This window comes from Paenibacillus sp. BIHB 4019, assembly GCF_002741035.1.
Taxonomy (GTDB): domain Bacteria; phylum Bacillota; class Bacilli; order Paenibacillales; family Paenibacillaceae; genus Pristimantibacillus.
Genome location: NZ_CP016808.1, coordinates 6231714 through 6247121 on the forward strand (window position 1 = coordinate 6231714; position 15408 = coordinate 6247121).

The window sequence follows — 15408 nt, forward strand, 5'->3', positions numbered from 1 at the left end:
TATTTTCACCTCCCCTCTATTTACCCGCCATCAGCTTCGAAACGATTTGAGCTGTTACTTTATCATTCAGTGTCGACATCTCGCCTACAATATTGGATCTTGTTGTATCATCTACCGCATTCAAAATACGCAGCACCTTGCTGGCACTTACGTCAGACATTGTCATCAGCAGTTTGGCCGCACTTTTCGCATCCATAGCTGCAAACGTTGCTCCTAGCTGCGTCGAATCCAGTGTCGAAGATGTAGTAGTCGTTGTCGCTGTAGTCGAAGTGGCATTTTTAAGCTGCGATTGCAGTGCCGCAATTTGCAAGTCTTTCGCCGAAACGGTGTCCTTCAGCTTCAGCGTCGCATCAGCCGCTGTTTTCGGCGTCATTTTCTCCAAAATTTTCACACGATCATTTGGAGCCATCGCATCGAGCACGAGCACCATTTCATCAAGCGACATGCTTTCTAAAATAGGGGCAGCCTTATTTGGCGCAATTCGTGCATACATGCTGGCGAGCTCTTTAATTTTGGCTGTGTATGCCTCATCTTCAAGCGCCTGTGTTGCATTTGACTGCTTCAACTGCTCAATTTGGCTTTTCAAGCTTGCAATTTCTTTTTCCTGATCCGTTTTAAGAGTGGACGTTTCCGTCAGTTGGCCCTCTTTCTCCGTCAGTTGAGCTTGCAGCTCGGCAATTTTACGAGTCATATTTTCTGCCTTGAGCGTTTCATCTGTGCTTTCACCGCCAGTTGACTGCGGATTCGGCAGCACATCTTTGAGCAATGGAATCGAATTTCCGACCGTGAGCGCCTGATTTCGCATATCGCTATTCAGAAGGATCAGCAATATGCCAAGCACAACAATCGTAAACAACACCGGGGTCATAAAAAACATGGCCCGCTCAAATCCACTATATCCTTGTTTCTCCACATCTGTATCTGCCACTGATTTCACTCCCTCTAGCCTTGCGCTGCAGCCGGATATTTACGGCACGCTTACCATGAAACGGACAGTTGCCATTTCATCCAACTCGTTTTGCTCCTTAAGCTGCATCGCATACCGGAAACGTTCCTTCTCGTTATCCTTTGCCTTCAACCATACTTTCTCGTCCTGCATTTTATCCGAAAGCTTGATCCGATTTTGCTCGACGACCTTTTGCGCCCGTTTCACTTCAAGCCGTTTTGCTTCAATACATGAGTCCAAATAATCCACATATTGTTGAATGGTCTGAAGCTCAGCCAAAGAAACGCCGGATTGCGAAGACTGATGCTGCTTCTGTTCCCATTCTGCACGGCTTTCACGCAATTGCTCGACGGTCAGCTCGGCAGCCTGCAGCTCTCCAATGGAAGAGGACAGGATCCATTCTGCCTGCGTTTTTTCACTTGTCTTCAGATCAACGATTTTTTGGTAGGAATAACGAAATGCTCCCATTCAACGCTTCATCTCCTGTAAAAATCAATTATTAGCCGCTCCTGAGCTTCTTCCAAGGTGACTTTTTCATTTGTTTTTTGTCTCGTGAACTGATGAATCGAATCAATAAATTGCATCGCCAAATCAATTTCTTCATTAGAACCGCGTTGGTACGCCCCAATATTTATAAGGTCTTCCGAATCTTTATAAATAGATAATAGGCGCTTCAACTGATTAGCCGCATCCTGCTGCTCTTCCGTTATAATTTCTTTCATAACCCTGCTCACGGATTGCAGGACATCAATGGCGGGAAAATGTCCTTTATGCGCAAGATGCCGGCTCAGAACGATATGGCCATCCAAAATCCCCCGGACTGCATCCGCAATCGGTTCGTTCATATCATCCCCGTCTACTAAAACGGTGTAGAAAGCAGTGATTGAGCCTTTTGGACCAGTTCCCGCTCGTTCTAGCAGTTTAGGCAAATTCGCAAATACGGAAGGCGTATATCCTCTCGTTGCAGGCGGCTCGCCGATCGCAAGACCTACTTCGCGAAGTGCCATAGCGTAACGCGTAACGGAGTCCATCATAAGCATGACGTTTAGACCACGATCACGAAAATATTCAGCAATGGAGGTGGCGATTAGTGCCCCCTTCATCCGAATGAGTGCTGGCTGGTCCGAAGTAGCAACAATGACGACCGAACGAGCTAAACCTTCGGGTCCCAAGTCCTTTTCAATAAACTCTAGCACTTCACGGCCGCGCTCGCCGATTAATGCAATGACGTTGACGTCGGCCGAGGTGTTTCGGGCAATCATGCCGAGCAGGGTACTTTTTCCTACCCCAGATCCGGCGAATATGCCTACACGCTGGCCTCTGCCAACCGTCAGCAAACCGTCGATAGCTCTAACGCCTATGCCCAGCGGCTCCAGAACCCGAGGACGCATGAGCGGATTGCTTGGTTCATTATGAGTAGAATAATGCTGCATTCGGCTTGGTAAAAAAGACCCGTCAAGCGGCTGGCCGAGGCCATCGAGCACTTTTCCAAGCAGCTCGGAGCCTACCTGCACACTAAGCGGCTTGCCTGTTCCTACAACATCACAGCCTGAGCTGATGGAATGCAAATCGCCCAGCGGCATTAAAATTACTTTATTGTTCCGAAAGCCTACAACCTCAGCCTTTATCGGCTTTGCCGCTTTATTCGGATAGATGTAGCACACATCACCGATACTTGCATCAGGCCCTTCCGATTCTACGGTAAGCCCGATGACCTGGGTGACCTTTCCATTCACACGTATGGGATCAATCGCCTGCAAATGCTCGACATATTTGCCCGCCTGCAATGAACTATTGCTCATCAGCCTGTCCTCGCTCGTCCCTAGATTGATGAGCGAACTGGACCAACTCGCGTTTTAATTCTGACAGCTGTGTATCGATACGGGCATCAATGCTTCCGTATGCGGAACGAATAACGCAGCCAAAATCTTTAACCGTCGCATCCGGCAAAATTTGCAGCTCGGCTTGCGAGTCGACTGCCAAATTCAGTTCTTCTTGCGCAGCCTGGACGAAAGCCAACTGACCAGGTGCGACACACAGCGTAATAACACCCTGCTCGCGTCTTCTTGCAAGCGACTTTTTAATTAGCTCAATGACCATTTCAGGAGCTTGCTCCAGCTGTTGGCCGATTACCTTTTCTGCTACCGCGCAGCTCAGCTCGACCAGAAACGGCTCCGCTTCCTGAATAATCTGCTCACGCATCGTGTAAGCGGAAGATAAAATCGCATTCGCTTCAAACAGCTTTTGCTCCCATTCCTGCTTGGCCAGCATATTCGCTTGCTCGATGCCTTCCGCAAAACCTCGTTCATAGCCTTCGCTACGAGCGGCTTCTGTCGTCGCTTCATCCTCGAGCCTTTTTTCCAGCCACCAGGCTTCTACATTCGCTTCCGCCTCGGTCAGCATTTGCTCGCATTGGGCTCCGGTTTCCCGCAATCGTTCTTCTGCAAACTGCCTGGCATCAGCAATAATTTGATCCCGCAGCGTAATCGTTTCTTCATCAGGCTGTTCTTCCTCTGGAGCTTCAGCTTCGCCATTCGCATCTGCTGCGAGTGCTGCATGCTTATTCTTCCAGTAAAGCTCTCTTAGTTGATCGATAGAAACAACGCTTGTGGATTTAATCAAATTAGACAATGATATCATCTCCTCCGCCACGGGCGATAATGATTTCACCTGATTCCTCTAATCTGCGAATCGTTGCGACAATACGGGTCTGCGCCTCCTCTACATCACGCAATCGGACTGGACCCATAAACTCCATTTCTTCCTTGAATGTTTCCGCCATGCGCTTCGACATGTTTTGGAAAATGGCATCCCGTACTTCTTCGCTAGCGACTTTAAGTGCAAGCTGCAAATCGGAATTTTCGATATCGCGGATAATCCGCTGAATCGAACGATTGTCGATGTTGACGATATCTTCGAAGACGAACATCCGCTTCTTGATTTCTTCTGCAAGTTCAGGATCTTGAATTTCCAGAGAATCGAGAATAGTACGTTCCGTACCGCGGTCAACACCGTTCAAAATTTGAACGATAGAGTCGATGCCGCCAGCATTTGTGTAATCTTGAGTGACGGTAGCTGAAAGCTTCTGCTCCAGCACACGCTCCACTTGAGAAATAACTTCCGGCGAAGTGCTGTCCATGAGCGCAATTCTTCTAGCAACTTCGGCCTGCTTCTCTTGTGGAAGAGAGGACAAAATGTGCGAAGATTGCTCCGATTGAAGATAGGACAACACGAGCGCAATCGTCTGAGAGTTCTCGTTTTGAATAAAGTTGAGTATTTGCATCGGCTCTGCTTTGCGGGCAAAGTCGAATGGCCGCACTTGCAAAGTAGCAGTCAATCGATTTATGACTTCCGCCGCTTTGCTCTCGCCTAACGCCTTCTCCAAAATATCTCTGGCGTATGTAATGCCGCCTTGCGAAATATATTCCTGAGCTACACAGATTTGATTGAACTCTCCTAAAATCGTTTCTCGCTCTGAGCTGTCCACTTTGCGCACATTGGCAATTTCAAGAGTTAGCTGTTCAATTTCATCTTCTCTTAAATGTTTAAAAATTTGAGCTGACACTTCGGGGCCCAGTGTAATTAGCAGTATTGCCGCTTTCTGCCTTCCGGTTAGCCCATTCATCGATTTACTCATGCAAACGACCTCTATTCATCGACAAGCCAAGTCCGAAGTAAATTAACAAATTCATCCGGCTTGCGTTTGGCGAGTGTCTCAAGATTTTTACGTGCTTGGCTGTCATTGCTTAAGCTATCAAAATCAAGGGTAGGATATTCTACAGCCGTTGATGCTACAACCGCTTCTTGCGCTTCAGCTGCTGCTGCTTCTGCCGCTTGCTGTCTGCGTCTGCGAACGAGCAAAATGATCAAACCGGCAATAATCGCAAGTGCTGCTGCTCCAATTCCGATTGCCCATCCCATTGATAAGCCGCCAATCGTGTTTGTAGCGGTGCTTTCAGCAAATGTTTGCCCAATAAGTGAAACCTTTTTGTTAATTAAATCGTCATTATTAACATCTTGACCTGAATCGGCAAGCTGTGCACGTACCAAACCTGTCAAGAAGGTCGTAATCTCTGTACGAGATTCTGGAGTAAGTCGACTTGCTTCAACACCGATGCTAATGGATAGATCTTTAATTACGAAAGGTCCTGAAATCGTGGTACGATTAATTCTTCCAAAATCGTAATTAATAGTAGAAGAGCTTTCTTCCGAGGTGGAGTTTCCAGCAGCATCCGTTGCAGTATAGCCTGGAACATCCGTTCCTCCCGTTCCTGCTACACCGCCTGCACTGGAGCTGCCACCTGTAGAAGAACTCGTCTGATCGGACTGGCTAACAATAATTCCGTTATTATTATTGTCAGGCAGCGGCACAACCTGCTGTTCTTCCGTCTTCTTGTTATCGAAGTTCAAGCTGCTACCGATGCTGATGACCAGATTTTCGGAACCGACAATCGGTCCGAGAAACTGTTGAATGTTCTTTTTCAACTCCGCTTCATATTTGCGTTGAATTTGGAATTGGCTGTCAACTGCTTCTGTTGTACCTGCAATCGTGCCTCCCGCTTCGGAGGATATCAGTTCGCCCTGCGGACCAGTGATGGTGATGCTGTCCACTGTCGTTCCTGGAACTGCTGTTTTTACTAGATTGTAATAACCGTCAATTTCCTTTTGAGTTGGACGATAGCCAGCCATAAATTCCATGGAGATGGAAGCCGATGCTTTTTCCTTTTCTTCAGGGGTTAGAAACACGCTTTCTTCTGGCAAATTCACAAGCACTTTAGAACTTTTCACGCCTTGCATGCGATTCAGCAATTGTTGGATCTCGCCGTTCAAGGCGCTTAAATATTTGACATTAAATTCATTTTCTGTTGTGCCGAAGGTCGAAGAGCTTTGTGTAAAAGCCTCAAAGCCGATGGATCCGTTCTGTACAAGACCAAGTGAGCCGATCGTTACCTTAGTGCGTTCTGCTACAGCGCTTGGTACAGAAATGCTAGTTCCGCCGCTCCCTAGTTCATAAGGGATACCATTGCTATCCAGGTAGTTCATAATGGCTGCTGAGTCTGTTGTATCCAAATTTTGAAAAGCCAATTCATAATCCGTTCTTGTAAAGATTACAGTAAGAAGAATTATAGATAACAACAGTACGCCTACAGAAGCCCCCAAGCCTATTTTCTGTTTTTTTCCCATTTGACTCCAGAATTGCGAAATTCTCAGTCTAAATTGGGCGATTTTCTCGTTCACCTTGTCACCTCACCCAAATTCTATGCCAGGTTTTTTTATCGTTCATTATACCTGCATCCGCATGATTTCTTGATATGCCTCTACAACCTTGTTGCGGATTTGTGAGGTTAGTTGAAGACTAAGCTGCGCTCTTTCGCCAGCAATCATGACCTGAGAAACATCAACTTCACCAATTAAAAACTTATCGTTAAGCTTATGTACATTTTGTTCCTGGGCGCTAACACCCTCAATTGCGTTATTTAAAAACTGGCTAAATGTTTTTGTAAGTTCTGCCGGAGTAGCTTGCTCTACAGGTGCAGCTGTCATCGTCTTTAAAGGCTGCAACTGGTTCATCGAAATGGCTTGAATCACTATATTCCTCCTCGGCTATTGTTTAATGGTTGTTGCTACTTCCCAATTTCCAATGCTTTTACAAACATCGCTTTAGAAGAATTAATGGCAGTGACATTCGCTTCATAAGAACGCGAAGCTGAAATCATGTCAACCATCTCTTTCGCGACGTCTACATTCGGCATATTTACATAGCCGTTTGAATCGGCATCAGGATGGGTAGGATTATATACAAGCTTTGTTGGGGCTGTGTCATCAATGATTTTGGCAACCTTTACCCCGCCAGTTGTTGTACTTTTTCCCATTTTGGCATTCAGCGCATTGGAAAAGCTTGGTTTCAACGGCTCCAAAACGACCATTTTCCGTTTATAAGGCACGAATTGTCCATTCTCATAACCGGCACGCGTCGTTTCCGCATTCGCAATATTTGAAGAAATAACATCCATTCGCAGGCGCTGTGCGGTTAGAGCAGAGGCGCTCGCATCAAATCCGCTGGAAATTTTCACTCTTTAACCTCTCCCTTCTATTGCTGTTCGCATCATTTTGATTTCATGATTGACTTGCTGCAGATAAGCGTTATAACTCAGCTGATTTTTCGCAAGCAGCGACATTTCTCGATCAATATCCACATTATTCTCATTATTGTTCATGGCGGTTTCTTTATCGCTTATGACTTGAGGCGTAGGATTGACCGGCCCACCTATAGGAATATGCCTTGCATTCGTAAGCTTTCCTTTCAGCTTAGGTGAGCTATTACCCATTTGTTGTTCCAAAAGCTGTTCAAATTCAACCTCTGACCGTTTAAAATGCGGGGTATCCACATTGGCTATATTATTCGAAATGACATTTTGCCGCATTTCTGCTGCATGAACTGCCCCCTCTAGCCTTTGGAATGAAGATCCGCTTAATAAGTTCACTTTATTATCACCACTTTCGATAATTAAAAGATCCTAATATAAGGTATTCAACACACTTCGTAGCATTCCTGCTTTGTTCGACATTAAATTATTAAAAAAATGAGATCATGCTGTCGATATTTGCCGACATGTTTATATTCAACAATTCTCCAAATTATTACAATAAGAAAAAAGCCCTATCTTTAAAATAAGATAGGACTTTTTTAGTCGTTTAGACTCATATTTTATGATTTAATTTTTTCCAGCTCTTGAAGAAGCTGGTGATTTAATATCTTAATGTAAGTTCCCTTCATTCCGAGGGATCTAGTCTCAATGACCCCCGCACTTTCTAATTTTCTTAGGGCATTTACGATTACAGACCTAGTAATACCGACCCTGTCAGCAATTTTTGAGGCTACAAGCAGCCCCTCTTTTCCTTCCAATTGCTCAAAAATATGCTCGACTGCCTCAAGCTCGCTGAACGATAACGAACCGATAGCAACCGATACGACAGCGCGACTGCGTGCCTCATGCTCAATTTCTACCGAACGCTCGCGTAAAATTTCCATGCCGACAATCGTAGACCCATATTCTGCAAGCACTAAATCATCGTCGTCAAAAGCGCCTTGGTGCCTTGTCAAAATTAGCGTGCCTAAGCGATCTCCGCCACCTGTTATCGGGACAACCGTCATAATTTCCTGCTGGCCTAGCGACGGGAAAGTCTCATAAACACCAGCATACGGCGCCACATTCGTGACCGATTCCGTCATTTCAAGAAATTGCTCGTTGCTTTCCTGCGGGAAACGCAGCTCTTCTGCCGACATGGAACGCAGCGAGTCATGATCATGCGGATTCACAGCTGCACAACCGAGCACCTTTCCCCTGCGGCTTACGACAAATACACTCGTTTGAATGGTGCTGGTCAGCACCTCCGCCATTTCTCTGAAAATTAGCGGCTTGCCAGCCGCCCGCTGCAGCAGGCGATTTAGCGTCCTTGTTTTTGTTAATAACGTCATGCCATTGCCTCCTAAAACTCATACCAACTACAATATATATTGACTCAAATCTTTATTTTGCGCAATGCTTCCCAGCTTTTCACGAACATATTCCGGCGTGATCAGCATATGGTCCAGCGTAATATCAGGCGCTTCGAAGGAAAGATCCTCAAGCAGCTTTTCCAAAATCGTGTGCAGCCTTCTCGCTCCGATATTTTCAGTATTCCGATTCACTTCCGCGGCAATGGATGCCAGCTCATGAATGGCCTCATCTGAAAATTCGATTTCAATGCCTTCGGTTTGGAGCAGTGCTGTGTATTGCTTAGTCAGCGCGTTTTTCGGCTCCTTCAAAATGCTCACAAAATCATCAAGCGTAAGCGAAGTAAGCTCCACCCGAATCGGAAAACGGCCTTGCAGCTCGGGAATTAAATCGGACGGTTTCGCGATATGGAAGGCACCTGCGGCAATAAAGAGCACATAATCCGTTTTTACTGGACCATATTTGGTCATAACCGTCGAGCCTTCAACGATTGGCAAAATATCACGCTGCACGCCTTCACGCGAAACGTCTGGGACATTTCCACGCGAGGAGCTCGCAATTTTGTCAATTTCATCGATAAAAATAATGCCTGACTGTTCCGCACGTGTAACCGATTCCGAAATGACATCATCCATATTGATCAGCTTGTTTGCTTCTTCCTGAATAAGCACTTTACGCGCTTCCTTAACCGGCAGCTTGCGGCGCTTCGTTTTTTTCGGCATCAGCTGTCCGAACAGCTCCTGCATATTCATGCCCATGCCTTCGGGTCCTTGGCCGCCTGCGAGCATGTCCAGCATATTCGGAGCAGCATCTTCAACTTCTACCTCTACCATTTCATTTTCCAGCTTGCCAGCAGCAAGATCTGCCTGCACCTGAGCCCGTTTTTGCATAATCGTCTGATCCTGCTCCGGTTCTTCAGCTTGCAGATTGTCATTTTGCTGGTTGCCAAAAAGCATCTCAAACGGATTTTTTTGCGTCTTTTCCTTTATTTTCGAAGGGACAAGCAGCGTCACCAGCAATTCGTTTGCCAGCTTCTCCGCTTTATCTTTAACCTGCTCGGTTTTTTCCGTTTTCACCATGCGGATCGCTGTTTCAACCAAATCGCGAACCATGGATTCAACGTCGCGGCCTACGTAGCCTACCTCGGTGAATTTCGTTGCTTCAAGCTTTACGAAAGGCGCTTTTACCAGCTTCGCCAATCTGCGGGCAATTTCTGTTTTACCAACGCCTGTAGGACCGATCATTAAAATATTTTTCGGCACGACCTCATCACGCAACGATTCATCAAGCTGACTTCTGCGATAACGATTGCGCAAGGCGATTGCGACCGAACGTTTTGCAGGCTTTTGTCCGACAATATACTTATCCAGCTCCGCTACGATCTCTCTTGGTGTTAACGCTGCATTTGCCATATTAATCTCCTCCGTTTAAGAGCCGATTTCTTCCACAATAATATTGTGATTCGTGTAGACGCAAATATCTGCTGCAATTTCTAGCGCCGAACGGGCCATTTCCTTCGCATCCAGATGAGTGGCATGGCGCTTGAGTGCTCTAGCTGCGGACAAAGCAAAGCTGCCGCCCGAGCCAATGGCCAAAAGACCATCATCCGGCTCAATAATTTCGCCATTTCCTGAAATCAATAAAAGTCCCGTCTCATCCATAACCAGCATCATCGCTTCCAATTTGCGCAGCACACGATCCGAGCGCCATTCCTTCGCCAGCTCTACAGCCGAGCGCTGCAAATTGCCATGATGCTCCTCAAGCTTTGCCTCGAACTTCTCAAAAAGCGTAATCGCATCAGCAACCGAGCCAGCAAAACCAGCAACGACTTGCCCGCGATATAAGCGGCGTACCTTTTTCGCTTTATTTTTCATCACCATGCTGTTGCCGAACGTTACTTGACCATCCCCTGCAATCGCGCCTTTTCCCTCGTGACGGACTGCACAAATCGTCGTTGCATGAAATTCCATTTCCATCTCTTCGCCTCCTCTATGCAAATGCGCCTGTACTAATCCAAACCTTCAAAAATAATTGCATGACCGTAATTAGTTGTTTATCAAATGCGTGAAATGCTCTTGTTTAAATTGCTCAATGCCGGCAAGCGCACGGTTCGCAATCGCTTCATTCTTTTCCTTCTTGCTCTTCAATCGTTTCTCAAGCGGCGGGAATAACCCGAAATTCGCATTCATAGGCTGAAAATGCTTGAAATCCGCCGTCGTAATATATTGCGCCATGCTGCCCAGCGTCGTGTCTCCAGGAAGCACAAGCGGCTCAAGATTGCGTGCGAGACGAGCGGCGTTGAAACCGGCGATTAACCCGGAAGCCGCTGATTCCACATAACCTTCAACACCCGTCATCTGGCCGGCAAAAAATAAGGTAGGGCGATTTTTAAGCTGATAGGTCGGCTCAAGCAAGCGCGGCGAATTGATGAACGTATTGCGGTGCATAACACCGAAACGCACAAACTCGGCATTTTCAAGTCCTGGAATAAGCGAGAATACCCGCTTCTGCTCGCCCCATTTCAAATGCGTTTGAAACCCAACCAAGTTATACAGCGTGCCAGCCGCATTGTCCTGGCGCAATTGGATAACAGCATGAGGCAGCTTGCCTGTATGCGGGTTCACAAGTCCAACTGGCTTCATCGGTCCAAAAAGCACCGTTTGCTTGCCGCGGCTTGCAATAACTTCAATTGGCATACAGCCCTCAAAATATACTTCCTTTTCAAAATCTTTTATTTCCGCTTTCTCGGCATTAACGAGCGCATCATGGAAAATTTCGAATTCCTCTTCCGTCATCGGGCAGTTCAAATAAGCGGCTTCGCCTTTATCGTAGCGGGAAGCGAGATAAACTTTGCTCATATCGATAGAATCTTTCTCCACAATCGGTGCAGCAGCATCGTAAAAGTAGAAATATTCCTCGCCCAGCAGCTCGCGTACTTGCGCGGACAAGGCCGGAGCTGTGAGTGGGCCTGTCGCAATAATGACGATTCCGTCTGTTGGAATTTCCGTTACTTCCTCATTGCGGACTTCAACGAGCGGATGCTCGTGCAGAAGGCGCGTTACTTCGCCGGAAAACCCGTCCCGGTCAACAGCAAGCGCACCGCCCGCTGGAACTGCATGACGATCCGCGCAGCCAAGAATGAGCGAATCCAGCTGGCGCATTTCCTCTTTAAGCACGCCTACGGCATTTGCCAGTCCATTTGCACGCAAGCTGTTGCTGCATACGAGCTCGGCAAACTGGTTCGTGTGGTGGGCTGGCGTTTTCGTCTCGGGCCGCATTTCATAGAGTACGACGGGTACGCCTTGGGATGCGATTTGCCAAGCGGCTTCGCTGCCGGCCAGGCCAGCTCCGATAACGGTTACTTTTGGATAGGATGATGATGACAATGAACTTACCTCCAAATCATAATACGCGCTTCGCGCAAATAAATATCATTTTTTTAATGGAATTGCGAAGTAAACCAACAGGACGGATAAAACACAGCTGTCCTCCCTATTCAGGGAGGACTGGGTCCACTCACATGTGGAGCTGTGCACAGCATCGTAGATGCCGCTTTATGCTTCTTCTTGTTCTTCATCCTGCAGCTCTTCGGAATAATCGCATGTAGGACATTGCAGCTTTGCTCCGCTGCGATTGCGTTTTTCTACGAGCATGCTTTCGCATTTCGGACACGGCTTGCCTGAAGGCTTATCCCATGAAACATAATCGCAAGCCGGATACGTATCACAGCCGTAGAAAATCCGGCCTTTTTTACTTCTCCGTTCAATAATTTTGCCTTCCTCACATTTCGGACAAGGCACGCCGATATCCTTAACGATCGGCTTCGTATTGCGGCAATCCGGAAAGCCGGAGCAAGCGAGGAATTTGCCGAAGCGTCCCATTTTATAAACCAAATGACGGCCGCATTTTTCGCAAATTTCATCGGAAACCTCATCTTGAATTTCGATTTCCTTCATTTCCTCTTCCGCTACTTCCAGACGCTTCTCGAACGAGTCATAGAAGGTCGCGAGCACTTTGACCCAGTCCTGCGAGCCTTCCTCCACATGGTCGAGATCCCCTTCCATGTTGGCTGTAAATTCAGCATTCAGAATTTCCGGGAAAAACTCTTCCATTAGCTGGATAACAAGGTCGCCAAGCTCAGTCGGCATAAATTTCTTCTCTTCTATCGCTACGTATCCGCGCTTCTGAATCGTTTCCAGCGTAGGCGCATACGTACTTGGACGTCCTATGCCGAGCTCCTCAAGCGTTTTCACGAGTCTGGCCTCCGTAAAACGCGGCGGCGGCTGTGTGAAATGCTGTTTAGGCTCAATGGCTTCTGCAGGAATCATATCCCCTACTTCAATTGGCGGCAGGAACTTATGCTCCTCTTCTGCCCCATCATCATTGCCTTCCACATATACTTTCATAAATCCGGCAAACTTGACCTTCGATCCATTCGCACGGAACTTGACATCGCCAGATATCATATCGACGGTCATCGTATCGAGAACGGCTGAAGACATTTGGCTGGATACGAAACGTTCCCATACCAGTTTGTACAACCGGAATTGATCACGGCTTAGGAACGGCTTCATCGTATCCGGATCACGCATAATAGCCGTTGGCCTGATCGCCTCATGCGCATCCTGGGCATTGCTGTTCTTTTTCGCATAAATGCGAAGCTGCTCTGGCATATAAGGAGCGCCGTAGCGTTCCGTAATGTATTCCTTTGCTTCTTCCTGCGCAATCGGGGATATACGAGTGGAGTCCGTTCTCATATATGTAATTAGACCGACCGTGCCTTCCTTGCCTAGCTCTACACCTTCATAAAGCTGCTGGGCAACGGACATCGTCTTAGACGCCCTGAAACCAAGCTTACGGGCGGCTTCCTGCTGCAGGGAGCTCGTAATGAATGGAGGTGCAGGATTGCGCAAGCGCTCCTTCTCCTTCACTTCCGCCACTTTAAAATCAGAGCCGCTTTCCATCGCATCCAGCACGGCTTGCATTTCCTGCTCGTTGCCGAGCTCGCGCTTCTCGCCGCCAATGGAGTGGTATTTCGCCTCAAATGGTACGCCGTTTTGCGATACCTTTGCCGTAATCGACCAATATTCTTCCGGCACAAATTCATCGATCTCATTTTCGCGGTCAATAATCAGCTTGACGCATACCGATTGAACGCGGCCAGCAGAAAGGCCCTTCTTAACCTTTTTCCACAGAAGCGGACTGATCTTGTAGCCGACAAGACGATCTAGAATACGTCTCGCCTGCTGCGCATTAACCAAATCCATATTGATTTTGCGCGGCGTCTTAAAAGCATCCTTAACCGCTTGCTTCGTTATTTCATTAAATACAACGCGGCAAGTATCCGAGGCATCCAGCTCCAAATAATGAGCCAAATGCCATGCAATAGCTTCCCCTTCGCGATCCGGGTCAGCCGCCAGATAAACATGCTTCACTTTTTTGCTGGCGCTTTTGAGTTCTTTCAGTACGCTGCCTTTGCCGCGAATCGTAATATATTTTGGATTGAAATCATTTTCAACTTCGACGCCAATCTGACTTTTCGGCAAATCGCGAATATGGCCCATGGAAGCCTTAACAATATATTTGCTGCCTAAATACTTCCCTATTGTTTTCGCTTTGGCTGGTGATTCGACGATAACTAATGAGTCTGCCACGTTAGGCGCCCCCCTCTCTACTGCTTACTACAATGCTATATATAGCGATCCAGACTGCTGCTCGATCCTACGTTTTATACATAAATTTATCAGAAGAGCGCTTAAATGTCCAAAAGGAACAGCTATCAGCTGGTGTAATTCATTAATGGATAATGGACGCTCTCGCAGCAGTGCGATAATTTTCCGTTCATCAGCGGACAATTCCTTGTCCGATTGGAGCTGTGAAAAGGCAGAAGAATTCGACTGTTTCAGCCTTTCATCGCCAAGCCATGTGTATTCTTCAAAAATATGCTCGGCCGCGCTAACCAGCTTTGCTCCTTGGCGAATAAGCGAATTAGGCCCTTCGCTTTTAGGAGAAGAAATCGGGCCCGGCACAGCGAATAAATCACGGTTCATATCCAGCGCTTGCGCTGCTGTAATTAAAGAACCGCTGCCAATGGCTCCCTCTATGACGAGTGTCCCAAGGGAAAGCCCTGCAATAATTCGGTTGCGCAGCGGAAACATGCCGGGATGCAGCGGCGTGCCGATTGGCGTTTCCGAGAGCAATAGCCCTTCTTCCGCTATCTGGCGGTACAAAGTTCTATTCTCTGAAGGATAACAACAATCTACGGCGCATGCAAGCACGGCTATCGTGCTACCAACTCCTCGCAGAGCGGCCTCATGCGCCTTGCTATCGATTCCACGGGCTAAACCGCTCGCAATAGTCATCCTGCCTGCCGAAAGCTGCTCAGAGAGCATAGAAGCAGTATGACGGCCATATGCGGTAGGATTGCGCGTTCCGACGATTGCTATAATTGGACGCTTCAACAACTCCAGACGGCCAATCGCATACAACACCCAAGGCGGCTGCGGAATTTGCAGCAAATAGTTTGGATAGGCTTCATCAAACGGTGTAATGACACTAGCTCCAAGCTGAACTGCCTTTTCATAGGAAGAGCCTGAAGCAATGAGTCCTTGCCCTATTCGCTTAACAGCCGACCGTGCCTGCTGGGTGCTAAAACCGGCCTTAATATAGGCTGCTTCATCCTGACCGCTGCCCTCTCGCCACGCGCCGCTCGCTACTGCCTTCTGAATCGTGCGCCAGCCAATGCCAGGCACTTCGCTAAGCATCATTATGATTTGTCTGCATTCATCATGATCACGTTCCATATCGTTCGGCCTCCATTATAATGAGGCACACCCTTACATTCTTTCCTATTGTGCGTTACATGGCTGAAGAATGCAAGTCGCCCTCTCATCTTCATACAAAAAAAAGCAACCTTTCAGCTCCCGCTAACGGGAATCGAAAGGTTGCTTACCTTTTTCAAAG

General features: G+C 47.4%; 15 protein-coding genes. All 15 read right to left on the reverse strand.

Going from position 1 to position 15408, the window contains the following annotated elements; translation table 11 throughout:
* Positions 1-16: 16 nt before the first annotated feature.
* The 15 genes from BBD42_RS26970 to dprA all read right to left on the reverse strand — a co-directional run bounded on the left by BBD42_RS26970 (position 17) and on the right by dprA (position 15248).
* A complete protein-coding gene (locus tag BBD42_RS26970; protein ID WP_099520677.1) occupies positions 17-928 on the reverse strand; it encodes a MotE family protein in 912 nt (303 codons plus the stop codon).
* A 39-nt stretch (positions 929-967) separates the two neighbouring features.
* Positions 968-1414 carry a flagellar export protein FliJ gene (gene fliJ / locus BBD42_RS26975; RefSeq protein WP_056038243.1) on the reverse strand — a complete coding sequence of 149 codons (447 nt, stop codon included), beginning with the start codon at positions 1412-1414 and terminating at the stop codon, positions 968-970.
* Between the two features lie 8 nt (positions 1415-1422).
* Complete coding sequence (gene fliI, locus BBD42_RS26980) at positions 1423-2748, reverse strand: flagellar protein export ATPase FliI (protein WP_056038246.1); 1326 nt, start codon at positions 2746-2748, stop codon at positions 1423-1425.
* Positions 2738-3586 carry a FliH/SctL family protein gene (locus BBD42_RS26985; protein WP_348272610.1) on the reverse strand — a complete coding sequence of 283 codons (849 nt, stop codon included), beginning with the start codon at positions 3584-3586 and terminating at the stop codon, positions 2738-2740. The genes fliI and BBD42_RS26985 overlap by 11 nt, the downstream gene beginning before the upstream one ends.
* Complete coding sequence (gene fliG, locus BBD42_RS26990) at positions 3570-4583, reverse strand: flagellar motor switch protein FliG (RefSeq protein WP_099520679.1); 1014 nt, start codon at positions 4581-4583, stop codon at positions 3570-3572. Before fliG ends, BBD42_RS26985 begins: the two co-directional genes overlap by 17 nt.
* 11 nt (positions 4584-4594) lie before the next feature.
* Positions 4595-6184 carry a flagellar basal-body MS-ring/collar protein FliF gene (fliF, locus tag BBD42_RS26995; protein WP_099520680.1) on the reverse strand — a complete coding sequence of 530 codons (1590 nt, stop codon included), beginning with the start codon at positions 6182-6184 and terminating at the stop codon, positions 4595-4597.
* A gap of 45 nt (positions 6185-6229) precedes the next feature.
* Entirely contained in the window at positions 6230-6517 is a 288-nt protein-coding gene (gene fliE / locus BBD42_RS27000; protein ID WP_081418951.1) for a flagellar hook-basal body complex protein FliE, read from the reverse strand.
* Between the two features lie 53 nt (positions 6518-6570).
* Positions 6571-7020 (reverse strand): flagellar basal body rod protein FlgC, encoded by a 450-nt coding sequence (gene flgC, locus BBD42_RS27005; protein WP_046230709.1) that lies wholly within the window; start codon positions 7018-7020, stop codon positions 6571-6573.
* A gap of 3 nt (positions 7021-7023) precedes the next feature.
* Positions 7024-7431 carry a flagellar basal body rod protein FlgB gene (flgB, locus tag BBD42_RS27010; protein ID WP_056038261.1) on the reverse strand — a complete coding sequence of 136 codons (408 nt, stop codon included), beginning with the start codon at positions 7429-7431 and terminating at the stop codon, positions 7024-7026.
* Positions 7432-7655: 224 nt separating this feature from the next.
* Positions 7656-8426, reverse strand: coding sequence for a GTP-sensing pleiotropic transcriptional regulator CodY (codY, locus tag BBD42_RS27015; RefSeq protein WP_056038264.1), 771 nt, complete (start codon positions 8424-8426; stop codon positions 7656-7658).
* Positions 8427-8453: 27 nt separating this feature from the next.
* The gene (gene hslU, locus BBD42_RS27020; RefSeq protein ID WP_099520681.1) at positions 8454-9857 is read right to left on the reverse strand and encodes an ATP-dependent protease ATPase subunit HslU; all 1404 of its coding nucleotides are present in this window, start codon (positions 9855-9857) and stop codon (positions 8454-8456) included.
* Positions 9858-9872: 15 nt separating this feature from the next.
* Complete coding sequence (gene hslV / locus BBD42_RS27025; protein ID WP_099520682.1) at positions 9873-10421, reverse strand: ATP-dependent protease subunit HslV; 549 nt, start codon at positions 10419-10421, stop codon at positions 9873-9875.
* A gap of 69 nt (positions 10422-10490) precedes the next feature.
* Positions 10491-11831: an FADH(2)-oxidizing methylenetetrahydrofolate--tRNA-(uracil(54)-C(5))-methyltransferase TrmFO gene (gene trmFO, locus BBD42_RS27030; RefSeq protein WP_099520683.1), complete on the reverse strand. Its 1341-nt coding sequence runs from the start codon at positions 11829-11831 to the stop codon at positions 10491-10493.
* A gap of 168 nt (positions 11832-11999) precedes the next feature.
* Positions 12000-14099, reverse strand: coding sequence for a type I DNA topoisomerase (gene topA, locus BBD42_RS27035; protein WP_056038277.1), 2100 nt, complete (start codon positions 14097-14099; stop codon positions 12000-12002).
* Positions 14100-14126: 27 nt separating this feature from the next.
* Entirely contained in the window at positions 14127-15248 is a 1122-nt protein-coding gene (gene dprA, locus BBD42_RS27040) for a DNA-processing protein DprA (RefSeq protein WP_099520684.1), read from the reverse strand.
* Between the last annotated feature and the right edge of the window lie 160 nt (positions 15249-15408).